Source organism: Streptomyces seoulensis, from assembly GCF_004328625.1.
GTDB classification, from domain to species: Bacteria; Actinomycetota; Actinomycetes; order Streptomycetales; family Streptomycetaceae; genus Streptomyces; species Streptomyces seoulensis.
The window spans coordinates 3,956,534-3,978,759 of the sequence record NZ_CP032229.1 but is presented as its reverse complement, the minus strand read 5'-3'; the positions used below and the strand labels follow the sequence as shown (position 1 = coordinate 3,978,759).

General features: G+C 71.7%; 25 protein-coding genes. 3 read left to right on the top strand and 22 right to left on the bottom strand.

All coding sequences use genetic code 11. The annotated features are described in order from the left end of the window. Nucleotides 1–273: 273 nt before the first annotated feature. From D0Z67_RS18645 to D0Z67_RS18635, 3 genes are all read right to left on the bottom strand, one after another. On the bottom strand, nt 274–1,047 hold the full coding sequence (locus D0Z67_RS18645; protein ID WP_031180971.1) for an isoprenyl transferase: 774 nt from the start codon (nt 1,045–1,047) through the stop codon (nt 274–276). 396 nt (nt 1,048–1,443) lie between these two features. Next, nucleotides 1,444–2,238 (bottom strand): methyltransferase domain-containing protein, encoded by a 795-nt coding sequence (locus D0Z67_RS18640; protein ID WP_037774985.1) that lies wholly within the window; start codon nt 2,236–2,238, stop codon nt 1,444–1,446. Nucleotides 2,239–2,270: 32 nt separating this feature from the next. Continuing rightward, nucleotides 2,271–2,747 (bottom strand): GNAT family N-acetyltransferase, encoded by a 477-nt coding sequence (locus D0Z67_RS18635; RefSeq protein ID WP_031180969.1) that lies wholly within the window; start codon nt 2,745–2,747, stop codon nt 2,271–2,273. A gap of 81 nt (nt 2,748–2,828) precedes the next feature. Here D0Z67_RS18635 and D0Z67_RS18630 point away from each other — a divergent pair, with 81 nt between their 5' ends. Beyond that, nucleotides 2,829–3,185: a DUF192 domain-containing protein gene (locus D0Z67_RS18630; protein ID WP_031180968.1), complete on the top strand. Its 357-nt coding sequence runs from the start codon at nt 2,829–2,831 to the stop codon at nt 3,183–3,185. Between the two features lie 6 nt (nt 3,186–3,191). Here the strand turns inward: D0Z67_RS18630 and D0Z67_RS18625 are convergent, their stop codons facing one another. The 14 genes from D0Z67_RS18625 to D0Z67_RS18560 form a co-directional block, all read right to left on the bottom strand. Continuing rightward, complete coding sequence (locus D0Z67_RS18625; protein WP_031180967.1) at nt 3,192–3,809, bottom strand: OmpA family protein; 618 nt, start codon at nt 3,807–3,809, stop codon at nt 3,192–3,194. A gap of 8 nt (nt 3,810–3,817) precedes the next feature. Continuing rightward, nucleotides 3,818–4,402: a hypothetical protein gene (locus D0Z67_RS18620; RefSeq protein ID WP_031180966.1), complete on the bottom strand. Its 585-nt coding sequence runs from the start codon at nt 4,400–4,402 to the stop codon at nt 3,818–3,820. A gap of 34 nt (nt 4,403–4,436) precedes the next feature. Continuing rightward, a complete protein-coding gene (locus tag D0Z67_RS18615; RefSeq protein ID WP_031180965.1) occupies nt 4,437–5,018 on the bottom strand; it encodes a pilus assembly protein TadG-related protein in 582 nt (193 codons plus the stop codon). After that, complete coding sequence (locus tag D0Z67_RS18610) at nt 5,018–5,203, bottom strand: membrane protein (RefSeq protein ID WP_031180964.1); 186 nt, start codon at nt 5,201–5,203, stop codon at nt 5,018–5,020. Before D0Z67_RS18610 ends, D0Z67_RS18615 begins: the two co-directional genes overlap by 1 nt. A gap of 107 nt (nt 5,204–5,310) precedes the next feature. Then, on the bottom strand, nt 5,311–6,042 hold the full coding sequence (locus tag D0Z67_RS18605; RefSeq protein ID WP_031180963.1) for a response regulator transcription factor: 732 nt from the start codon (nt 6,040–6,042) through the stop codon (nt 5,311–5,313). 21 nt (nt 6,043–6,063) lie between these two features. Then, nucleotides 6,064–7,320, bottom strand: coding sequence for a sensor histidine kinase (locus D0Z67_RS18600; protein WP_234312728.1), 1,257 nt, complete (start codon nt 7,318–7,320; stop codon nt 6,064–6,066). A 64-nt stretch (nt 7,321–7,384) separates the two neighbouring features. Beyond that, nucleotides 7,385–8,272: a DUF5936 domain-containing protein gene (locus D0Z67_RS18595; RefSeq protein ID WP_031180961.1), complete on the bottom strand. Its 888-nt coding sequence runs from the start codon at nt 8,270–8,272 to the stop codon at nt 7,385–7,387. 25 nt (nt 8,273–8,297) lie between these two features. Further along, entirely contained in the window at nt 8,298–9,242 is a 945-nt protein-coding gene (locus D0Z67_RS18590; RefSeq protein WP_031180960.1) for a type II secretion system F family protein, read from the bottom strand. Between the two features lie 4 nt (nt 9,243–9,246). Continuing rightward, nucleotides 9,247–10,584 carry a TadA family conjugal transfer-associated ATPase gene (locus D0Z67_RS18585; RefSeq protein WP_031180959.1) on the bottom strand — a complete coding sequence of 446 codons (1,338 nt, stop codon included), beginning with the start codon at nt 10,582–10,584 and terminating at the stop codon, nt 9,247–9,249. Between the two features lie 13 nt (nt 10,585–10,597). Continuing rightward, a complete protein-coding gene (locus D0Z67_RS18580; protein ID WP_031180958.1) occupies nt 10,598–10,951 on the bottom strand; it encodes a TadE/TadG family type IV pilus assembly protein in 354 nt (117 codons plus the stop codon). Nucleotide 10,952: 1 nt separating this feature from the next. Then, nucleotides 10,953–11,339, bottom strand: a complete 387-nt coding sequence (locus D0Z67_RS18575; protein ID WP_031180957.1) for a TadE/TadG family type IV pilus assembly protein — start codon at nt 11,337–11,339, stop codon at nt 10,953–10,955. Between the two features lie 2 nt (nt 11,340–11,341). Continuing rightward, complete coding sequence (locus tag D0Z67_RS18570) at nt 11,342–12,595, bottom strand: CpaE/TadZ family protein (RefSeq protein ID WP_031180956.1); 1,254 nt, start codon at nt 12,593–12,595, stop codon at nt 11,342–11,344. 12 nt (nt 12,596–12,607) lie between these two features. Continuing rightward, nucleotides 12,608–13,318 carry a Flp pilus assembly protein CpaB gene (gene cpaB / locus D0Z67_RS18565; RefSeq protein WP_031180955.1) on the bottom strand — a complete coding sequence of 237 codons (711 nt, stop codon included), beginning with the start codon at nt 13,316–13,318 and terminating at the stop codon, nt 12,608–12,610. 61 nt (nt 13,319–13,379) lie between these two features. Continuing rightward, nucleotides 13,380–14,309: a hypothetical protein gene (locus D0Z67_RS18560; protein ID WP_051887641.1), complete on the bottom strand. Its 930-nt coding sequence runs from the start codon at nt 14,307–14,309 to the stop codon at nt 13,380–13,382. 249 nt (nt 14,310–14,558) lie between these two features. Here D0Z67_RS18560 and D0Z67_RS18555 point away from each other — a divergent pair, with 249 nt between their 5' ends. Next, on the top strand, nt 14,559–16,259 hold the full coding sequence (locus D0Z67_RS18555; RefSeq protein WP_031180953.1) for a chitinase: 1,701 nt from the start codon (nt 14,559–14,561) through the stop codon (nt 16,257–16,259). Nucleotides 16,260–16,323: 64 nt separating this feature from the next. Here the strand turns inward: D0Z67_RS18555 and D0Z67_RS18550 are convergent, their stop codons facing one another. From D0Z67_RS18550 to D0Z67_RS18530, 5 genes are all read right to left on the bottom strand, one after another. Beyond that, nucleotides 16,324–16,854, bottom strand: coding sequence for a hypothetical protein (locus D0Z67_RS18550; RefSeq protein WP_031180952.1), 531 nt, complete (start codon nt 16,852–16,854; stop codon nt 16,324–16,326). 101 nt (nt 16,855–16,955) lie between these two features. Continuing rightward, complete coding sequence (locus tag D0Z67_RS18545; RefSeq protein WP_031180951.1) at nt 16,956–18,431, bottom strand: GntP family permease; 1,476 nt, start codon at nt 18,429–18,431, stop codon at nt 16,956–16,958. A gap of 130 nt (nt 18,432–18,561) precedes the next feature. Then, nucleotides 18,562–18,972 (bottom strand): RidA family protein, encoded by a 411-nt coding sequence (locus D0Z67_RS18540; protein WP_031180950.1) that lies wholly within the window; start codon nt 18,970–18,972, stop codon nt 18,562–18,564. Then, nucleotides 18,969–19,733, bottom strand: a complete 765-nt coding sequence (locus tag D0Z67_RS18535) for an IclR family transcriptional regulator (protein WP_031180949.1) — start codon at nt 19,731–19,733, stop codon at nt 18,969–18,971. Before D0Z67_RS18535 ends, D0Z67_RS18540 begins: the two co-directional genes overlap by 4 nt. Next, a complete protein-coding gene (locus D0Z67_RS18530) occupies nt 19,730–20,797 on the bottom strand; it encodes a sugar kinase (RefSeq protein WP_031180948.1) in 1,068 nt (355 codons plus the stop codon). Before D0Z67_RS18530 ends, D0Z67_RS18535 begins: the two co-directional genes overlap by 4 nt. Before the next feature lie 149 nt (nt 20,798–20,946). Between D0Z67_RS18530 and D0Z67_RS18525 the strand changes: the two genes are divergently transcribed. Continuing rightward, nucleotides 20,947–22,224, top strand: a complete 1,278-nt coding sequence (locus D0Z67_RS18525; RefSeq protein ID WP_031180947.1) for an alanine racemase — start codon at nt 20,947–20,949, stop codon at nt 22,222–22,224. The last annotated feature ends 2 nt before the right edge of the window (nt 22,225–22,226 follow it).

Below are 22,226 nucleotides of genomic sequence, written 5' to 3'. Positions count from 1 at the left end.
CCACTGCTGCCGTGCCTGCGAGGCGCGGTCGGGCTGGTGCAAAGGACCTCCCGGGCGGGCGACCCCGTGCCGCCCGCTGAGTCCGACGCCCGTGGTTCGGGTGTCGGCCTGAAAGCGTTATGCCCTCGATCTCGCGCGACCATGCAGAAGCGGCCACCGGCAGGCCGGTGAACTCCTTGTTACTTCCGGGCGGGGCCGGGTACACGGGGGCACCCCGCCGGACGGGTGCCGACGGGGTGCCTGAGGTGTCGTGGTGCGGGCGCGGGGCGCCGGTCAGCCGCCGTAGCGGCGGTGCCGGGCCGCGTAGTCGCGCAGGGCGCGCAGGAAGTCGACCTTGCGGAAGGCCGGCCAGAAGACGTCGCAGAAGTAGTACTCCGAGTGGGCGGTCTGCCAGAGCATGAACCCGGAGAGCCGCTGCTCGCCGCTGGTGCGGATGACCAGGTCGGGGTCGGGCTGGGCGCCGGTGTAGAGGTGGCGGCCGATCATGTCGACGTCGACCGACTCGGCGAGTTCTCCCAGGGTGACGCCCTTGTCCTGGGCGTCGGCCAGCATGGCGCGCACGGCGTCGGCGATCTCCTGCCGGCCGCCGTAGCCGATGGCCACGTTGACCACTATGCCGTCGACGTGGGCGGTGCTCTCGGCGGCCTGCTTGAGGGTCTGCTGCATCCCTGCGGGCAGCAGGTCGGGGGTCCCGACGTGGTGCACCCGCCAGCGGCCGTCCTCGGCGAGGGTGCGTACGACCCCGTCGATGATGTCCAGCAGGGGTCCCAGCTCGTCCTGCGGCCGGTCGAAGTTGTCCGTGGAGAGCAGCCAGAGGGTGACGACCTTGACATCGGTCTCGTCGCACCAGCCGAGGAATTCCTCGATCTTCTCGGCGCCGGCCCGGTGGCCGTGGACCGTGCTGGAACCCGCGGCCTTCGCCCAGCGGCGGTTGCCGTCCATGATGACGCCGATGTGCTCCGGCACCGACGCGTGGTCCAGGTGACCTTCCACCCGGCGTGCGTAGACCCTGACCAGCAGGCCGCGCAGCTTGTCGCGCAGGTTCACGTGAGAGCCCCTCCAAAACACCGCGGTCGCTGTTCCCGCGGACGCCGAGCCTACCCGCGCCGCGCGCGCCCAAGAAAAACGGGCCGGTCCGTGGGGGGGAGACGGACCGGCCCGAGGGGGGGTTTCCACCATAACCCTTCGTGAGGGAAGAAGCGTGCCCCGGCGCGCCACAACTACGCAGCGGAGTCGCCCGGCGACGGCGCGGTGAGCGCGGAGTTCTTGGTTCAGGGGTGTCCCGTGGCCGGTTCACGGCGGATTCCCAGGCGATCCGTCCCCTCAGCGAACGATCATCAGGTTTTTACGCCACTTCAGCGAACCCTACGGACCCGCTCCGGGGTCCCTCCGACGGACGACCCCGCCGACGAACGGTGACTTGACCATTCCGCTAAGCGACGACTAAACGACGGCACCTTCGGCGGCCGGTTTCCGGGCCACGAACAGCTGGCGGGTGCTGTGCGCCACGAACGGGCCACCCGCCCCGATCTCCTGATGAAGCGCCCGCAGCCGGTCCTCGTACGCCTCGACGGTGAAGCCCGGCACCATCCAGATCACCTTGCGCAGGAAGTGCACGACGGCGGCGATGTCGTGGAACTCCATCCGCAGCCGCGCCGTCCGCAGCTCCTCGACCTCGAGCCCGGCCGCCTCGGCTCCTGCCCGCTCCCGCCCGGGGTCCCGGCCCGCGCGCACCTCCGCCGGCTGCGGCCCGAGGAAGTACTCGACCAGCTCGAAGGCGCTGGCCGGTCCGACGTGCTGGGCGAAGTAGGTGCCTCCCGGCTCCAGCACCCGGGCGATCTCCGGCCAGTGAGGAGCCACGGGGTGGCGGCTGAGCACCAGGTCGAAGGCGGCGTCGGCGAAGGGCAGGGGCGCGGTGTCCTGGGAGGCGACGACCACCGCTCCGTGCGGGGCGAGCAGCGTGGTGGCCCGCGCCGCGTTGGGGGGCCAGCCCTCGGTGGCGGCGAGCACGGTGGGGCGGGCCGGGGCGGCCTGCCCCAGCGCGAAGTCGAGTACCTCGCCGCCGCCGGTCTGGAGGTCGAGCGCGGCCCGCGCCCGCGCCAGCCGCTCCCCCGCCGAACGGGCGTAGCCCCACTCCGGCCGCTCCTCCGTGGCCCGGCCGGCGAACCAGGAGAAGTCCCAGCCGTCGGTGGGCACGGCGGCGCCTTCGGCCACCAGCTCCTCGAAAGTCCTGTTCATGGGGCCATGGTTGTGGAACGGGTGGCCCGGCGTCACGGGGTTTTGGGGGCCGGTCCGTCGAGGACCAGGAGCGCGAAGCCCTCCTCGTCCGGCTCCCCCACCCGCGTGAAGCCGTGCCGCTCCAGCAGGGCGACGGACGCCGTGTTGCCGGCGGCGGGGTCGGCGTACAGCGGGCGTACGGGTTCCTCGGTGAGGAAGAGGCCGAGGGCGCGGGTGCCTATGCCCCGGCGCCAGTAGGGGCGGCCCAGCCAGTAGCCGACGAAGCGTCTGCCGTCCTGCGTCCAGGAGACGACGTTGCCCGCGACCTCGCCGGCCACGGTGACCGTCCGGACCAGGCAGTCGGGGTCGGGGAGGATGCGGGTGCGCCAGTGGGTGAGGAAGGCGTCCCTGGGGCGCGGGGTGAACCGGGACCTGCGGACGGCCTCCGGGTCGTGTTCGAAGGCGAGGAAGATCTCGAGGTCGTCCTCGGTCACGCCACGCAGGCGTACGTCTTCTTGCTCGGCTGTCATGGTCCGGAGTCTGACAGGGGGCACTGACAATCGCGTGGGCGCTGTGGACGGTGGGTACGGTCCCGGCGGAGGTGGGGCGGGATGGCGCGCTGGCGGGACGGGCACGGGACTCTGACGGTGCATCGGGCGGGCGGTGATCTGTCCGTTCCGCTGGAGCGGGCGGTGTCCTACCGGGCGCGGACCAGAGGGCTGCTCGGGCGGGACGCGGTGGAGGGGGCGCTGCTGCTGTCGCCGGCCGCGAGTGTGCACACCTTCGGGATGCGGATGGCCATCGACGTGGCCTACCTGGACCGCTCGCTGCGCGTACTGGCCGTACGCACGATGCCCCCGGGCCGCCTGGGCCTGCCCCGGCTCCGGTCCCGGCACGTACTGGAGGCCGGGGCCGGGGTGATGGCCGGCTGGGGGCTGGTGGCGGGGGTGTCGGTGTCGGTGGGGTAGGCGCGGCTACCGGGCGGTGCGGGGGAAGGAGACCTCCACCCGGCGGTTCTTCTTTCGGCCCGCCTCCGTGGAGTTGTCGGCGATGGGGTACTGCTCGCCGTAGCCGCGTACCTCGAAGGTGACGTCGGGGGCGTTGAGGTCCTGGTCGAGTACGGCCTGTACGGCGTTGGCGCGGCGCTTGGAGAGGACGTCGCCGTGGGCGGAGGAGCCGAGGTTGTCGGTGAAGCCGAAGACGCGTACGCGGGTGGCCTTCTGCTTCTCGATCTCCTCGGCGATGGCGGTGATGCGGGCGCGGGCCTCGGGGCCGAGCTTGGCGCTGTCCTTGCCGAAGAGGACTTCTGCCTGGAGGGCGAAGGTGACGTCGGCGTTGGTGTCCTCGCGGCGTTCCTCGCCGCTCTGGTCCTCGACGACCGACTTGATGTCCAGCACCTTCGCTCCCGCGAGCGTGGCGCCCTCCGGCAGCTTCAGATCCGGATCGGTCGGGTCCACCTTCACCGGCGCGGCGGCACTCGGCTCCGTACCGGGCGGCTCACTGGGACCGTCCGCGTGGGCGGGCGCCATGGGCGTAAGAAGGGCCGCGGTCGCGGCGACCGCTAGGAGGCGGGCGAGACGGGTGGGGGTCACGGGGGGCCTCAGTCGGAGATTTTCAGAGGGGCACTGGAGAACGTCGGCAACTGGAGCGTCACCTCGGCGGTGCCCTCGGGCGGGGCGGGGAACTGGATGAAGACCGGGATGGTCTGGCCGGACTGGATCGTCGTCAGCCCGGTGGTCGTCAGCGGCCGGCCGTCGGTGTCCCGCAGCACGTAGTAGCGCTTCTTGCCCTTGGGGTCCACGAGGGTCGCGCCGCCCAGGGACGTGCCGTGCTGCACGATCTCGGTCTCGTCACCACGGAGACCGGACGGAATGACCAGCGATTTGGCGCCGTCGTTCTTCAGTACCCCGTTGACGGTGACGAAGCCGCCCGAATCGCGGTCGGCAGAGGTGACCTGGAGCAGCAGGCCGTCCTGACCCCGCAGTTCGGCGATCGGGTCTTGCGACTGTCCTTCCTGGGTGCTCGGCCCGGAACCGTTGTTCTTGGATGCGGAGGCCGAGGCCGAGGACTCGGGCTTCTTGTCGTCGCCGCCACCCCCGCAACTCACCACACCTACAGCAAGACCCGTCGCGATGGCCAGGGCGACCGCCCCCCTTCGAGCCCTTGCACTGAATCCGATATTCATCGCTCCGCTTCCTTCATCGCTGGTCGTTCACTGGTCAGTCGGCCAGATGGACGTCAAAGAGGTCTTCGGGGCCGGGCAGGTCACCGCCACCGTCCGGCTTGAGGTCCCAGAGGATTCCGTCGCAGTCGAGTTGGGGCAGCGCATGGCCGGCGCCGACGAGGTCGAAGGTGCAGAGCGGCTTGATCACGGCGGTGGCGGAGGCGGTGGCCTTGAGGCCGTCCGTGCCCGGCACGACGGAATGCCCGACCGTCTTGTTGGTCGTGACGTCGGCGGTGTATTCCAGCGCGCCGCCGTCGCAGCCGTCGAGCTGCGCGTCGTTCTGCGCCGCCAGCTCACCCGCCCGCCAGCACGGGTTGTCGACGGGTGCGGTGCCGTCGAAGATGTCACCCCACTTGGTGGGGTCGAGCAGGTCGTCCACCCAGGTGTCGGCCAGTTGGTCACGCGCCTCCTGCGCGGCGGCGAGGGCCGCGGCGTCGGCGGCTGTCTGGGCGCCGCTCCGGTTGACCGCGGCCTGACCGACCGCGAGATAGGCCAGGGCAAGAAAGAGCAGGCCCGCCACCACCGTGATGTAGATGGGGAAGACCTGCCCGGCGTCGCCTTTTCGGCGAGCGATCATCACACGATTTTGTTGATCTGCGTCATGATCTTGTCGAGGATCGCCGAACCGATACTCGTTCCCGTCACCGCCAGCACGATCGCCACCACCACCGCGATGATTCCCAGGTACTCGACGGCGGTCTGGCCTTTGTCGTTGGTACGGCGCTGCATGGCAACCAGCAGCTTCAGAATCGGATCGCCCATGGTGTTCCCCTCCGGATATGTCTCCGATCCGCGCACCGTACGACGGTAGGAGGAGGTGGGCCCAGGGTCCGGGGGCCCAGGTTTGGGCCCAGGGGGTGGGGGGCATTTCACGCCACCCCTAACCACTTGGCCGTCGCCTGGGTTCTGTTGGTGGTGTGGAGTTTGGCGAAGATGTGGTTGATGTGGTTCTTGACGGTCTTCTCGCTGATGAAGCAGGTGGCGGCGATCTGATGGTTCGTCATGCCGGATGCGACGAGGTCCATGATCTCCGCCTCTCTGGTACTCAGTTGAAAACGCGACCGGAATGACTGTCCCATAGGGGATTGCAGTTGCGAAAGAGGTTTTGCAGACATTTGCCAAGCGGGAGCGGGAAGTTCGGGTCCCGTGTGTGCACTCGCACCCGGCACCACCGCCGAAGGCAACAGCGCGCGCACCGCCCCCGGCGTCACATGCGGACGCCCCTCGCACACATCCCGCACCGCCCGCACCAACTGTTCCGTGTCGAATTCCCCGTGCACCAGATATCCCCCCGCCCCCAGCCGCAAAGCCTCCCGCACGGTCCCGCTCTCATGGCTGTAGGTCAGCATCATGACGGGCGCCAGCCGGACCAGGTGGGGCAATGCCGAGATTCCGTCGACACCCGGCATCCGGACGTCGAGGAGGACGACGTCCGGCCGGTGCCGCAGCGCGGCCTCGTACGCCTCGCGGCCGTCCGCCGCCTCGGCCACCACGGTGGTGTCCTCGCGGCCGGAGAGCAGCGCGGTGAGGCCGGCGCGGACCACGGGGTTGTCGTCGGCGACCACGAGACGCAGCGGGCCGGTGGGGGGCGGGAACGGCATCGGAGTCTCCTTTCGCGGAGGTCAGTCGGGCAGGGGGAGTTCGACCACGATCTCGGTGCCGGACGCGTGTTCGCCCCGGCCGGTACGGATGCGCGCCCCGACGGACGCGGCCCGCTCCACCATGCCGAGCAGCCCGAAATGGCCCTCGGCGCGCAGGGTTTGGAGGGTGACGTCCGCAGGGAGGCCCTTGCCGTCGTCGTGGACCGAGAGGCGGAGGTGGCCGTCCTGGGCGCCGAATGTCAGCACGACCCGGGTGGCGTTGGCGTGGCGGTGGGCGTTGTCGAGGGCCTCGGCGGTGAGGGCGAGGAGGGCGCGGGTGGTGGCCGGGGGAAGGGATGGTGGCGGGTCGCCGGTGCGGTGGCAGATGACGGGGAGGCCGGTACGGGTGGTGAACTCGGCGGCTTGGAGATTGAGTTGCGGCCAGAGCGGTGCCTGCGGCGCCTCCTCGCGGAGGTCGGTGAGGAGCGCGCGCGACTCCGCCGCCGCCCGGCGGGCCGAGCGGGCGACCAGTTCCGCCTCCTGGCGCAGCCGGGCGGGGTCGGGGGTGGCGGCCGAGGCGGTGACGGCGAGGGCGTCGGAGGCGAGAGCCACCCCGTGCAGGGTCTTGGCGAGGGAGTCGTGCATCTCCCGGGCGAGCCGGGCGCGTTCGGACTGCACGGCCTCCGCGGCGGCCAGCCGGGCGCGTACGGCGGTCAGGGCGTGGGTGGCGGTGCCGAGCCGGAGCATCAGGTTGCGCAGGGTGGAGCCCATCGCGCCGGTGATGACGCACAGGCCGGGCAGCAGCAGGGTCTCCGCGAGGCCGGTGTGCCGTCCGGCGTCCAGGGTGGCGTGGACGAGGAGCAGGATCAGTGACTGGAGCGAGGCGAAGAAGGCGGCACCTCGCCAGCCGTAGAGCAGCCCGGCCAGCAGCGGGGTGCAGACGCTGACGTAGGCGAGGGTGGTGTCCGGGCCGGCGGAGACCAGCAGCAGGGACCCGAAGAGGGTGTCGGCGGCGAGCAGGCTCGGATGCCGCAGCAGCAGCGGCCCGAACCGCCCCCAGTCCCGGAACAGCACGTAGGACACCATGAACGTGATCACCACGGCCGCCCCGACCAGCCGTGCTCCCAGCCCCGGCGCCGCGTTGAGCAGCGCGGCGGGCGCGGCCAGTACGATCATCGCCAGCCGGAACCCGAACACCTGCCGCCCGACGGCTTGGAGCGCACGCACCTGAAGCCCCTCGGGGGGTACGGCGGGCCCGCCGCCGAGCCGCCCCTCGGCGCCCGCCGTCGCGGCAGTCACCAGAGGCTTCTCTTCCGTGCCGCTCCGCGCCATGCCCCACCTCCCCCCAGGCTTCTTCCCTTCCCTACTCCCCCGCCAACGACCCGAAGTCCACCCCGGAGCCCAGCAGCAGGCCCGCGCCCAGCAGGAGCATCGTGGCCGGGACCATGAACGTGGTGATCATCAGCGTGGCCTTGGGGACCGCGCGGGCGGCCTTGCGGCGGGCGTTCTGGGCGTCGGTGCGGCGCATGTCCTTGGCCAGGGAGACCAGGGTGTCGACGATGGGGGCGCCGAGTTCCTCGCCCTGCTGGAGGGCGGTGACGAACATGGCGACCTGTTCGGAGTCGTTGCGGCGGCGGAGTTCGGTGAACGCCTGGCGGCGGGTCATGCCGAGGTCCATCTGCCGCAGTGTGATGCGGAGTTCGTCGGCCCAGGGCCCCTCGTAGCGGGTGGAGACGCGGTCGAGGGCCTGGCGGAAGCCGAGGCCGGCGCTGACGACGACGGCGAGGACGTCGAGGAAGTCCGGCAGGGTGCGCTCGATGACGTCCCGGCGGACCCGGATCGCGGACCAGATGCCGACCTCGGTCCAGAAGGCGCCGAAGGCGAGGAGGAGAAGGGCGACGAACCACTGGCCCCGGAGGAGGAAGACCAGGAAGCCGAGGGTGCCGAGCACGCCGTAGACCGCGCGGCGGGCGGCGTAGCGGTCGATGGTGAGGCCGCCGGGGTTGCCCGCGAGGTCGATGCGGCGGCGGTAGCGGGCGACCAGCCTGGGGCCCATCAGGCGCAGCACGAGGGGCGCGTACCGCATGCCCATGCGGTCGATGACGGAGCCGACCGCGCCGGTGCGGGTGGCGCCGATCTCCAGGGCGACGGCGAGGTCGTCGGGCAGCTTGGTCTCGGCGCGGTACATGCGGACGCCCGCGAAGGCGCCCCAGACGCCGAGGGCCGCCAGCAGGGCGAGCGGGAGTTCCATCCGGTACGTCATCCCCTGCATCTCCTCACACGTCGATCCGGCTCATGCGGCGGATGAGGACGAACCCGACCGCGTACAGGGCGAAGGCGACGATCACGCAGCCCTGGCCGACCGGGGAGCCGGTCAGGCGTTCCAGGGCGCCGTCCTTGACGCCGTTCATCAGGAAGAGCGCGCCGACGCCGAGGGCGGGCACGGCGTACGAGGTCATGGTGACCTGGGAGAGCTGGGTACGGATCTCGCGCCGGGTCTCCTTGCGCTCCTCCAGCGTCTCGGTGAGGTTGCGCAGTGCGGAGACGACCTGGCCGCCGGCCCGGTTGGAGAGCACCAAGGTCGTGACCAGCACGACGAGTTCACGGGAGGGCAGCCGGGCGGCGAGTTCGCCGAGCGCGTCCTCCATGGAGTGGCCGATCGCCAACTGGTCGGCTACTTGTGAGAGTTCCTCCCCGGCCGGGGCCTCCAGCTCCTCGGCGGCCATGCCGATGGCGGTGCGCAGGGCGAGACCGGCCTGGGTGGCGTTGGCCAGGATGCGTGCGAGTTCCGGGAGTTGCCCGATGAAGCGCTCGATGCGTTTCTGTCGCTGCCAGTTGAGGAACTGCACGGCCGCCCAGATGCCGAGGAGTCCGGCGATCGGGCCGAAGAAGGGCGCGAGGGTGGCCTGGCCGACGAGCCAGAGGGCGGCGACCGCGGTGAGCATCCCGGCGAAGAACTCGCCGGGGGTGAGGTCGAGTCCGGTGGCGGCGAGCCTCAGTTGCAGCGCGCGGCCCAGCGCGGTGCGGCGCAGCCTGCGGTCCAGCCCGCGGAAGTGCCGCTTGCGGCCGCCTTCCGTCACCTGGTCGGCGTGTGCGAGCCGGTCCTCCAGGGCCGCGCGCCGGGCCCGGCCGGAGGCGTAGGTCTGGACGCCCGCGACGGCGAGGAGGCAGGTCAGCAGGGTGATGCCGGTGGTGAGCTGCGCGAGGGCGGAAAGATCCATGGGCCTACCTGGCCTCTCGGGTGGCGAGCTGGTCCTCGGTGCGGGCCACGCCGAACGCCTGCGGCACGGGCTGACCGGCCAGGTAGAGGCGGTCGGCGGTGCGCCGGGGCAGCGGGAAGTACTGGAAGGCGCCGTGCACCTGGCCGTCGGCGGTCATCGGGCGGGCGTCGAAGCGGGCCACGGTCGCCAGCCGGTACGGCTCCCCACCGTGGCTGTCCAGCAGGGCGACCTCGGTGATCCGGCGGGCGCCGTCCGCGAACCGGGTGAGCTGGACCAGTACGTCCACCGCGCTGTTGATCTGGTCGTGCAGGGCGGCGAAGGGCACCTCGACGTCGGACATGGAGGCGAGGGTCTGGAGCCGGGTGAGGGCGTCCTCGGCGCTGTTGGCGTGCACGGTGGCGAGCGAGCCGTCGTGGCCGGTGGACATGGCCTGGAGCATGTCCAGCGACTCCCCGCCGCGCACCTCGCCGACCACGATGCGGTCGGGCCGCATGCGCAGGGAGTTGCGGACGAGGTCGCGGATGGTGACCTGGCCGCTGCCCTCGACGTTGGGCGGGCGGGACTCCAGGCGGACCACATGGGTCTGCTGGAGCTGGAGCTCGGCGGAGTCCTCGATGGTGATGATGCGCTCGTGCGCCGGGATCAGTCCGGACAGGGAGTTGAGCAGGGTGGTCTTGCCGGTGCCGGTGGCGCCGGAGACGATCACGTTGAACTTGGCCTGCACCAGCCCGGCCAGCAGCAGGAGGATGTGGTCGTCGAGCGAGCCGAAGCCGATCAGCTCCTTCAGGGTGTAGGAGCGCGGGAAGCGGCGGATGGTGAGGACGGGGCCGCTGAGGGAGAGCGGCGGGATGATGACGTTGACGCGCTCGCCGGAGGGCAGCCGGGCGTCGACCATCGGATTGGACTCGTCCACACGGCGGTTGACGGTGGAGACGATGCGTTCGATGGTCTGCATGAGCTGGTCGGCGGAGGCGAAGCGCAGCGCCAGCCGTTCCACCCGGCCGCCGCGCTCGACGAAGATCGAGTCGGGCCCGTTGACCATGATCTCGGTGACGGAGGCGTCCTCCAGCAGGGGTTCCAGGATGCCGAGGCCGAGCGCCTCGTCCACCACACGCCGGATGAGCCCGGCGCGTTCGGCGGTGGAGAGGACCGGGCCCTCGCGGCTGATGATGTGGCCGAGGACGCGTTCGAGCCGGGCCCGGCGCTCGGCGGCGGCCAGCGAACTCATCTCCGCGAGGTCGATCTCCTCCAGAAGCTTTGCCCGGTAGGAGGCGACCAGATGTCCGTCCTCGCCCCGGCTGCCCTGCTCCTCGGGGGAGTTGATGCGTGCCCGCAGGCTCATGGGGCGGCCCTCCTCAGTGGTCGAGCGGCATGGTGGCGGACTTGACGGCGGTGCCCAGGCTCCAGCCGGGCACGATCTGGGGGATCTTGACGGTCGCGGTGACGGTGACCGAGTCGCCACCGCCGCCCTCCGCGCAGGACACGCTGAGCCCCCCGCTGACGGCGGCGGCGCACGCCCCTTGCGCGCCCTGCTCCAGCGAGGCGGCCCGCGCCCCGGCCCGCGCAGCGGTACCGGCCTGCTCGGCGGCGTAGGCGACGGCGCCGATCTGGATGCCGGCGAGCCCGACGATCAGCAGGACGGGGACGAACCCCAGGTATTCGATGGCTACTTGCCCCCGGTCACGGGGGCGCGTACGGCTGCGGCACATCTCAGTCCTTCACCTCCTCGACGGCACCGGCGTGGCCGGGCACCGTGACCGGGAAGTCGATGAAGCCGGGGAAGAGCACGGGGACCTTCAGCTTCACGTCGGCGGTGACGAAGCCGTTGCCTCCACAGCTCACCGACGCGCCGTCCCGCCACGCCCCGGACAGGTCTCTCAGCGCGGCGTCCGAACAGGCCCCCTGCCGGGCGCCCCGAGGTGCGGCGGTGGCGGCCCGTACCCCCTCGTCGGCGGCGTTCCCGGCCAGCGTGAAGGCGTAGCCGACCAGCACGCACTGCCACATCAGGACCAGGGTCAGCACGATCGTCGGGGTCATGCCGAGGAACTCGACGGCGACCTGCCCCCGGTCTCCCCGTAACCTGCCGCGGCGCCTCATGCCTACTCCTTCCGCCGCCGGAAGCCCACGGCGCCCCGGTCGCCGCCGCGCTGGCGGCCGCCCCGGTGGGCGGGGCCGTCGGCGGCCTTTGCGAGGCCCAGTTCCCCGGCGAGGGCCCACAGGGCCTGGCGTACGGTGCTGCGGGCGTCGAGTTCGTGCACGCGGCCGGCGTCCACCACGCCCTGGAGTTCCTTGAAGGCGGCGGGCACGGTGGTGCGGGCCAGCGCGGTGCCGGTGATGCGCTGGATCAGCGCGGGCTGGATCTCGGTGACCCGGGTGTACCGGTTGACCACCACGGTGGTCTCCTCGGCCTTGCGGATCTGGAGCCGGTCCCACATCCGCACGGTCCGCTTGGCGGCGCGGACCGAGACCACGTCGGGCGTGGTGACCAGCAGCGCGGTGTCGGCGCCCTCCACGGCGGCGGCGGTGGCCCCGGTGAGCTGGGCGCCGCAGTCCAGGACGACGACCTCGTAGCGGGCGCGCAGGGCGTGGATGATCTGGCGGACGGCGCGGTCGGTGACCTCCTCGCCGCGTTCGCCCTCGCCGGGCGCCAGCAGCAGGGCGAGCCCGGTGTCGTGGCGGTAGACGGCGTCGGCGAGGACGCGCGGGGAGATGTCGGCGATGGCGGCGAGGTCGGCGACCGAGCGGCGGAACTGGATGTCCAGGAAGGACGCCACGTCACCGGTCTGGAGGTCGAGGTCGGCCAGCACGGTGGCGCGGCCCGACGCCTGGGCGGCGAGGGCGAGCTGGAGCGCGGCCGTGGTGGCGCCGGTGCCGCCCTTGGCCCCGCTGACCGTGATCACCGTGCCGCCGGGACCGCTGAGCACGTCGGCTCCGCCGTGCCCGAGGTGGCGGCGCACCCCGCTGGACCACTGGGCCACGGCCTGCACCCGGTGGGCGAGGTCCTCGTACGCCAGCGGCAGCCCGACCAGGCCACGGGCACCCGCGTCCATCGCGGCGGCGAACAGGGCGGGCCCGGCGTCGGTGGTGACGAGGATGACGCCGACGGCCGGGAAGCGCAGCGCTATCTCCCGGATCAGCTCCAGCGCCGGTACGGGACCGATGCGTTCATGGACGACGACGACCTCGGGCAGCTCGTCGACCGACTCGGCGGCGAGCCGCGCCAGGGTGTCGATCAGCCGGGTGGAGTCGGTGACCGGCGGGACCGGCTCGGCGTCGGGGAGCTGGCTGAGCAGGGTGGTGAGGGACCGTACGGCGTCCGGGTCCGCGCCGGCCGGCAGAATCCTGGTGGGCATGCGGGCCGCCTCTCACTTGTCCGTCGCTAGTTCATAGGTGCGCTCGCGGTCCGGTATCGCGGACTCGCCCCCGGGGGCGACCAGGGCGAGCCGGACCCGCTGGGCGAAGGACTCGGCGTAGGTGACGCGCTGGGCGTCCAGGGCGGACAGCGCGAAGGTGATCGGGACGGCCTCGGTGGGCCGGCGCTGCTGGTCGCGGTCCCGGTCGGGGTCGAGCGCGGTGATCTTGCCGACGTCGAGGACCCGGGCGTCCGTGACGATGATCTTCGACTGGTCGGGGTCGCTCTCCTTCTTGCCCTCGAAGGTGGCGTAGACGTTGACCTTCGCGCCGGGGGTGATCTTTCCCGCGACACCCGTGGCCGCGTCGATCATGATGGCCACCTCCTGCTGCCCCGGCCGGAGTTCGGGCTGGTCGACGACCATGTCGGTCTGGAGCAGGGAGCCCGCGCGCAGGGTGGTGACGGCGATCTTGCCGCGCAGCTGGGCGAGGTCGGTGACGGCGTTGGCGGACAGCCACCGTTTGGGCATCCGTACCTTCTCGAACTGGTCCGCGCCGAGCGCGGTGTACGGCTGGACCGCGGACTTGACCCGGTACGCGGTGACCTCGGGGCCGACCTTGGAGCGCACGTCGCTGATGACGGACAGCACGCCCGCGAAGGCGCCGAGGGCGCACAGGACGGAGAGGATCAGGAGTATGACGCCGCGGCGCTGACGGGAGTTCATGAACCGTGCAACCTCATTGGGGGACTCGGTCGTGCGGGACGGGAGCGGGGTCCGTATCGGTTCAGGCGGGCGTACGCCCCTGGAGGGCGCGCGGCGGCGGCGAGGGGTGCTCGGGCGGGGAGGCGGAGCAGAAGACGCAGCGGTCGCCGATGACGTCGAGTCCGCACCAGTGGCAGCTCGACTGCCTCACCGAGGTGACGAGTTGATAGAGCACGGAGAGGTCGGCGAGATAGCCGCAGAACTCGATCATCCGGCCGGTGCCCCACCAGGCGGGCGACTCGGCGGGCAGCGGGGTCTCGCGCAGTCCGTGCACGCCCCAGTCCTTGGCGAAGCCCGTGATCCAGTCGGACTGCAGCTGCCCTCGCGCGAGCAGCATCCAGGTGCTGAACTCGGGGCCCTTGAGGGTGGCGCCCTGCACGGCCTTGACGAGCTGGGGCTCGGGATGGGCGACGACGGCGAACTGGGCGCCGGGCACCCAGGACTTGGCGTGCGCCTTGAGCCCGACCGGCACGTGGTCGAGGCGGGCTACCGAGCCGAGTACCGCGCCGGCGTGGATGTAGTGGGTGAGCAGTCGGCCGGCGGAGGCGAGCACACCGGGGCTGAGGTCGCAGGTGGCGAGCTGGCGTAACTGCCGGGCCAGGACCGCGACGCCGAGCGGCGGTAACTCCGGCCGGAACACGGCGATACGGTCGCTCTCCAGCAGGGAGCGCAGGGTGTGCAGCCGGCGCAGCACGGGCTCCGGGGTGGCCTTGGAGCACAGGACCACCAGATAGCCGAACTGGTCGAGCACGCCCTGGACTTCCAAGAGGGTCTGGTCCAGCGGGCGGCTGTCGAGGTCGCGCAGCACGACGGCGGGCATGGTCCGCTCGTCCTGCGCCGGCAGTGCCAGGTCGGCACTGGTCACGGCGATGGCAGTTGGCACGCGCGGCTCCCCCGCTCTCACACCCTCCGGCCCACCGGCACGGTTCCCCTCGGGCCATGACGACTTCATTGCGTGACTACGTGAGCACTGTATCCACGCCTGGATCACGGGAGAACAGCGTTTGTGTAGCTCGTGGGGAACTCTCCGGGCACAACTTGCTTCAAAACGGGACAGGTTGCGCGGCGAGGTCAGGGGCGATCCGTACGCCACCCCTTGACAGCGGAATTGGTCTGGACCAACGTGGGCGCACAGAGGTGCTCATCCCCTCTTCCCCGCGATCTCCCCCACTGGAGGCTCCAGTTGGACCTCGTATCTGTCATGCCCGCGCGCGGCGGGCGCGGCCGGGCCCGTGCCTGGTCGGTGACCGCCGCCCTCGCCCTCGCCGTGGCGGGGCTGGCCGCCGCTCCCGCCTCGGCGGCGGACGTCAACAACGCCAGGAACGCCGGCTTCGAGTCGGGCCTGTCCAACTGGACCTGCTCGGCGGGCAGCGGGAGCACCGTCTCCTCCCCGGTGCACGGCGGCTCCGCCGCGCTGAAGGCCACCCCGGCCGGGCAGGACAACGCCCAGTGCACCCAGTCGGTGGCGGTCAAGCCCAACTCCACGTACACGCTGAGCGCGTGGGTGCAGGGCGGGTACGCCTACCTCGGGGCGACCGGCACCGGCACCACCGACGTGTCGACCTGGACCCCGGACAGCTCGTCGTGGAAGCAGCTCTCCACGACGTTCACCACCGGCTCCGCCACCACCTCGGTGACCGTGTACACCCACGGCTGGTACGGGCAGGCCGCCTACTACGCCGACGACGTGCAGGTACAGGGCCCGGACGGCGGCGGGGGCGGTGACCCGGCGCCGACGAAGCCCGCTGCGCCCGGTGGTCTCGCGGTGTCCGGCACCACCTCGTCCTCGGTCTCCCTGGCCTGGAACACGGTGTCCGGCGCGACCGGCTACAACGTCTACCGCGACGGCACCAAGGTGACCGCGGTGAGCGGCACCTCGGCCACCGTCACCGGGCTCGCGGCCTCGACCTCGTACTCCTTCCAGGTCTCGGCGACCAACTCGGCCGGTGAGTCGGCGAAGTCGGCCACCGTGAACGCGACCACCACCTCCGGCGGCGGCACGGTGCCCAAGGGCGACCTGCCCAAGCACGCGGTGACCGGGTACTGGCAGAACTTCAACAACGGCGCGGCCGTGCAGAAGATCTCCGACGTGCCCTCGGCCTACGACATCATCGCGGTCGCCTTCGCGGACGCCACCTCCACGCCGGGCGCGGTGAGCTTCAGCCTGGACTCGGCCGGGCTGAACGGCTACACGGTCGACCAGTTCAAGGCCGACATCAAGGCCAAGCAGGCCGCGGGCAAGAAGGTGATCGTCTCCGTCGGCGGCGAGCGCGGCACGGTCGCGGTCAGCGACACCGCCTCGGCGAACAACTTCGCGGGCTCGGTGTACTCGCTGATGCAGACCTACGGGTTCGACGGGGTCGACATCGACCTGGAGAACGGGCTCAACCCGACGTACATGACGCAGGCGCTGCGGTCGCTGTCGTCGAAGGCGGGCTCGTCGCTGATCATCACCATGGCGCCGCAGACGATCGACATGCAGTCGACGTCCGGCTCCTACTTCCAGACGGCCCTGAACGTCAAGGACATCCTCACGGTCGTCAACATGCAGTACTACAACAGCGGTTCGATGCTGGGCTGCGACGGCAAGGTGTACAGCCAGGGCTCGGTGGACTTCCTGACCGCGCTGGCCTGCATCCAGCTGGAGGGCGGGCTCGCGCCCTCGCAGGTAGGTCTCGGTGTGCCGGCCTCCACCCGGGGCGCAGGCAGCGGCTATGTCGCGCCGAGCGTGGTGAACAACGCGCTGGACTGCCTGGCCAAGGGCACCGGCTGCGGCTCCTTCAAGCCGTCCCGGACCTACCCGGACCTGCGCGGCGCGATGACCTGGTCGACCAACTGGGACGCGACGGCGGGCAACGCCTGGATCGGCGCGGTCGGTCCGCACGTGCACGGCATGTCGTAGCGGTACCGGAAAACGGGCGGTGCCCCGGCTTCCCCTGAAAGGGCGGCCGGGGCACCGCCGTTGTTCACTCCGACTCGAAGTAGGCGTCCAGTACCGCGTCCATCGAGGCGTCCCACTCCGCGAACCGCGAGCGGGAGTCGGCCTCGATCTCGATCGGGTACCAGCGGCGGTCCGGGGTGTGCACCGTGACGGTGAACCGCTTGCCGAACCGGGCCGTCTCCGTCTCCACGGCGGCGATCTCCGGCCAGCTGAACTCGCACTCCTCCGCGTCCAGTCCGAGGCGCACGCCCCGGCGGTCCGCGACGATCCGCGCCCGGCGGTCGGCGGCCTCGAAGACGGGCCCGTCCTCGGCGGACTCCTCCTGCGAGGACTCCTCCTCGGATACGGCCTCCTCGGCCTCCGGAACGGCGTCGGCAGGCGCCGAACTCCCTTCCGCCTCGGCCGGGTCGGCCGCCGGGGCCGTCGGCTCGGCGTCCTCCGCTTCCCCCTGGGTGGCGGGGCCCGTCAGACCGGGGATGAAGGCCGGGTCGAACCCGGCACCCGTGACGGGCTCGCCCTTCAGGGGCTGGCTGTTCGATCCTATGCGCTGCTCCACGGCGGCAGTATGGACGACTTCCCTGTGCCGGAACCACCCGGCGCTCCATTCCCGCCGGTATCCCACCGGTACGTCCCCCGTCGTATCCGGCCAAGGCGCCGTCAGACGAACAGGCTCACCACCGCCGCGACCGCGAACCCGGCGACGGAGAGGACCGATTCGAGGACCGTCCACGTCTTGAGCGTGTCGCGTTCGGTGATGCCGAAGTACTTGGCGACCATCCAGAACCCGCCGTCGTTGACGTGCGAGGCGAAGATGGAGCCGGCCGAGATGGCCATGATGACCAGCGCGGTGAACGCCTGGGAGTGGTGGCCCTCGGTCAGCAGCGGGGCGACGATGCCCGCCGTCGTCACGATGGCGACCGTGGCCGAGCCCTGGGCGACCCGCAGCACCAGCGAGATCAGGTACGCCAGCACGATCACCGGCAGGCCCACGCCGTGGAAGGTGTCCGAGAGCGCCTGGGCGACACCGCTGGCCTTGAGGACGGCGCCGAAGACCCCGCCCGCGCCGACCACCAGCAGGATGTTGCCGACCGGCTTCAGGGAGGCGGTGGAGACGTTCTCCAGGGACTTGCGGGACCAGCCGCGCCGGATACCGAGCAGGTAGTAGGCGAGCACCAGGGCGATGGTGAGGGCGACGAAGGGGTGCCCGAAGAACTCGATCACCGAGCGCACGGTGGACGGGTCCAGCGCGACCGAGGAGAAGGTGGCGGCGAGGATCAGGATCAGCGGCGTACCGATGATGGCGAGGACCGTGCCCAGCGGGACCGGCTTCTCGGCGGGCTCCACGCCCGAGGCGCGCTGCTCGGCGAGGACCGCCTCACGGGCCTCCTCCGCCGCCTCGACCATGTCCTGCGGGACGGGGACGAAGATGCGCCGGCCGACCCACGCGGAGAACGCCCACGCGGCCAGCACCGCCGGGATGCCGCAGATGACGCCCATGAGGACGACCCAGCCGAGCTGGACGTGCAGCAGTCCGGCCGCGGCCACCGGGCCGGGGTGCGGGGGCAGGAAGGCGTGCGTCATGGACAGGCCCGCCAGCAGCGGCAGGCAGTACAGCAGGATCGACTTGCCGCCCCGCTTGGCGGCCGCGTAGACCAGCGGCGCGAGGACGAAGATGCCGACGTCGAAGAAGACCGGGATGCCGAAGATCAGGCCGGTCAGGCCCATCGCCAGCGGTGCGCGCTTCTCGCCGAACAGCCGCAGCAGGCGGCTCGCGAGGACCTCGGCGCCGCCGCTGACCTCCAGGATCGCGCCGAGCATGGTGCCGAGGCCGATGATGATGGCGACATGGCCGAGGATGCCGCCCATGCCGGACTCGATGGTGGAGACGGCGTCGGAGCGCTGGACGGTGCCGAAGAGTTCGGTCACCGAGAGACCGGCGAGCAGGCCGACGGTTATGGACACCGTGAGCAGCGCGACGAACGGCTGGAGCCGGACCTTGATGATCAGGAAGAGCAGCAGGGCGATGCCGAGGCCGGCGACGGTGAGCAGGCCGGGGGTGCCGTCCAGCAGGAGGAGCAGTCCTCCGGTGTGGGGTGGCGCGGCGGGCGCGGGTGCGGCGAGCGGAAGGGGCATGAGAGGGCGGTCCTCTGCGTGAGTGAGGTAAGTACATCTGGCTTTCGGGCAGGGTGGAGCGCGGCACGGCATCCGCGGGGGATGCCGTGCCGTGTACGTCGTGCGGGTGGTGCGGTCTTCGGGGAGGCGGTCAGCCGAGGACGGCGAGCGCGTCGATCTCGATCAGGAGCCCGGCGGGCAGCCCGACGTAGACCGTGGTGCGGGCGGCCGGGGGCTGGGTGAGGCCCTGCTCGCCGAAGTAGGTGTTGTAGATGTCGTTCATCTCGGCGAAGTGGTCCACGTCGGTGAGGTAGACGCGGATCATCATCACGTCGTCCCAGCTCGCGCCGCCCTCTTCGAGGATCACCTTGACGTTGGCGAGGGTCTGGAGGGTCTGCTCGCGCAGGGTGGGACCGGCCGGGGTGGGGGCCTTGCCCTCCTCGGCGGGCAGGAAGCCGACCTGGCCGGCGACCTGGAGGATGTTGCCCTTCCGGACGCCGTGCGAGAACTTCGCGGGCGGCACCGTGTGGGTCTTGGGGGTCAGGGCGGTCTTGTCGGTCATGCGGTGGGGTCCTTCACTGGGGTTCGTCCGGAGTACTCGCCGCTGATCGCGTCCGCCGTGCGGCGCACCCGCGGGAGCAGGGTGAGGAGTTCGTCGGCGGTGACGACGACGTTCGGCGCGGACACCGACATCGCGGCGACCACCCGGCCGTCGGCGCCCCGGATGGGGGCCGCGACACAGTTGATGGACTCCTCGTGGCCACCGAGGTCGGTGGCCCAGCCCTGTTCGCGCACCTTCTCCAACTCGCGCAGGAACGCAGCTGCGTTGGGGGTGGAACGGGCCGTGTACAGGGGGTATTCGAGCTTCTCCGCCAGCGCCCGCCGCTCGCCCTCGGGCAGGTCGGCCAGCAGCAGCTTGGCGACGGCGGCGACCGTGATGGCGACCGGCTTGCCGACGCGCGAGTACATGCGCACCGGGTAGCGGCTGTCCACCTTGTCGATGTAGAGCACCTCGTTCTCCTCGTGCACGGCGAGGTGCACGGTGTGCCCGCACGCCTCGTTGAGCCGGACGAGGTGGGGGTGGGCGATCTCGCGGATGTCGAGGTTCTCCATCGCCTCCTGGGCGAGGGCGAAGAGGCGGGCGCCGAGCCGGTAGCGCTGGTCGGACTGGCGGTAGACCAGGCCGTGTTCGTGCAGGGTGCGCAGCAAGCGCAGCGCGGTGGACTTGTGCACCCCGAGCCGCTCGGCGACCTGGCCGAGGTCGGCGGGGCCCTCCGCGAGCAGCGGGAGGATGCTCAGGGCGCGGTCGACGGTCTGGCTCATGCGGTGCTCGTTCCTTCGGGGACCTGATCGGCACCGGTCCAGCCGGGGCCGAGTCGCAGTCTCCCCCACGCCGCCTCGTCCAGGGCGGCCAGCCGGTCGGCGTGGCCGCGGGCGGGCGGGTCGGCGAGGTCGCCGGGGACGGTGAGGGCGGCGGCGGCCATCAGGTGGCCGTGCCGCAGCCGGTCGCGTACGGGGAGCCCGCGCAGGGTGGCGGAGAGGAAGCCGGCGGCGAAGGCGTCGCCCGCGCCGACGGTGGCCACCACGTCGACGGTGAGGGCGGGCACGCGCACCGTCCGCTCACCGTCGGGCGTGCGCGCGAACGCCGTCGCGCCGAGCGGGCCCTCCTTGACGACGAGCACCCGTGGTTCGGGCAGCAGGCGCCGGACCGCCTCGACCCCGCCCCGCGTGCCCCAGGCGTCCTCGGCCTCGTCGGTGCCGACGAAGACGATGTCGGCCCGCCGGGCCAGGTCCAGCAGCACCAGGGCGTCGTCGGCCTCGCGCCACAGGCCGGGTCGGTGGTTGACGTCGAAGGACACCACCGGGCGCCCCTCGCGCGGCGCGGTCAGGGTGTGCAGCAGTTCCCGGCACCCCGGCGACAGCGCGGCGGTGATCCCCGACAGGTGCAGCACGCGGCCCGCGTCCAGGGCGGCGAGGTCGGTGTTGTCGACGGCCATCGCGGAGGCGGCCGATCCGGCGCGGTAGTAGGCGACTTCGTGGGCGTCGGTGGCCCGGTCGGCGGCGGTGCGGAAGTAGACCCCGGTGGGGCGGGCCGGGTCCACGCGGACCGCGCCGGTGTCGACGCCGTAGGAGCCGATCCGCTCGACCAGGTGCTGCCCGAAGCCGTCGGCGCCGACCCGGCTGACCCAGCGGGCCGGGTGTCCGGCGGCGGCGAGGGTGCAGACCACGTTGGACTCGGCGCCGCCGATGCCCCGCCGGAAGGCGGGCACGTCGGCGAGGCGGCCCGGGCGGTCGGGGAGGAAGGTGACCATGGACTCGCCCAGGGCGACGACATCCACGGCATCCGCGCTGTCGAGGGCGGTGCTGGCCGGTCCGTCGGCGGTCACGATGGTCTCGGCTCCTCGTCGGTGATCCGGAAGGTCGGTCCGGGGTGACGACTTCGTTGACCCCGTGTTGGCCGAGATGTTAGACAGCATGGAGCGATATACGCAATGGACGTTGCAGACAGTGCAACGACGCTGATCAGGAGGCTCGTATGGCCCGTGAGACCGGTTCCGACGCCCTGGCACAGCTCGCCGGGGAACGGGTCGACCACCGTTTCAAGGGCCTGCCGCCGGACGCCGCCGGGCTGACCGTGGGCGAGCTGGCCGCCGAGCGCCGCAACCTGTTCACCGGCGGTTTCGCCACCCCCGTGCTCGCGCTGTCCGCCGAGCGCCTGGCGCACAACCTCGCGCTGATGGAGACCTACGCCGCCCGGCACGGCCTCGCCTTCGCCCCGCACGGCAAGACCTCGATGGCGCCCCAGTTGTTCGCCCGGCAGATCGAGCACGGCGCCTGGGGCATCACGGTCGCCGCGCCCCATCAGGTCTGGGTGGCGCGGGAGTTCGGCGTCCGGCGGATCTTCCTCGCCAACGAGCTGGTGGACGCGGCGGCCCTGCGCCGCATCGCCGCCGAGCTGGCCGCCGACCCGGACTTCCGCCTCGTCACCTACGTCGACTCCGTGCGCGGCGTCGAGCTGATGGACGCGGCCCTGACCGGTACCGCCCGCCCGCTGGACGTGGTGGTGGAGCTGGCGGCCGGTGAGGGCGCCCGTACCGGTGCCCGCACCGAGGCGGAGTGCGCGGAGATCGCCGCCGCCGTGGCCGCCACCGACACCCTGCGCCTGGTCGGCGTTGCGGGCTACGAGGGCGAGGTGCCGAAGGCCGACCCCGAGCGCGTCGCGGCCTATTTGCGCCGGCTCACCGCGCTCGCCGCCGCCCTGGACGCCGGGGGCCTTTTCGGCAAGGCGGAGGAGATCGTGGTGAGCGCGGGCGGCAGCGCCTGGTTCGACACGGTGGCCGAGGTGTTCGCCGAGGTCCCCGAGCTGTCCCGCCCGGTGCTGAAGCTGCTCCGCTCCGGCGCCTACGTCTCCCACGACGACGGCCACTACCGCCGCATCACCCCCTTCAACCGGGTGCCCGAGGAGGGCGCGCTGGAGCCCGCGTTCCGGCTGTGGGCCCAGGTGGTCTCCCGCCCCGAGCCCGGCCAGGCGTTCGTCAACGCGGGCAAGCGGGACGCCGCCTACGACCTGGACAAGCCCGAGGCGCAGGTCGTACGCCGGGACGGTACGGAACGCCCGGCCACCGGCATCACGGTGACCGCCCTGTCGGACCAGCACATGTGGCTGGCCACCACACCCGAGGCCGATGTCATGGTGGGCGACTGGATCGGCTTCGGCCTGTCCCACCCCTGCACCAGCTTCGACAAGTGGCAGCTCATCCCGGTGGCCGAGGCGGACGGCACGGTCGTCGAGTACGTCCGTACGTTCTTCTAGGA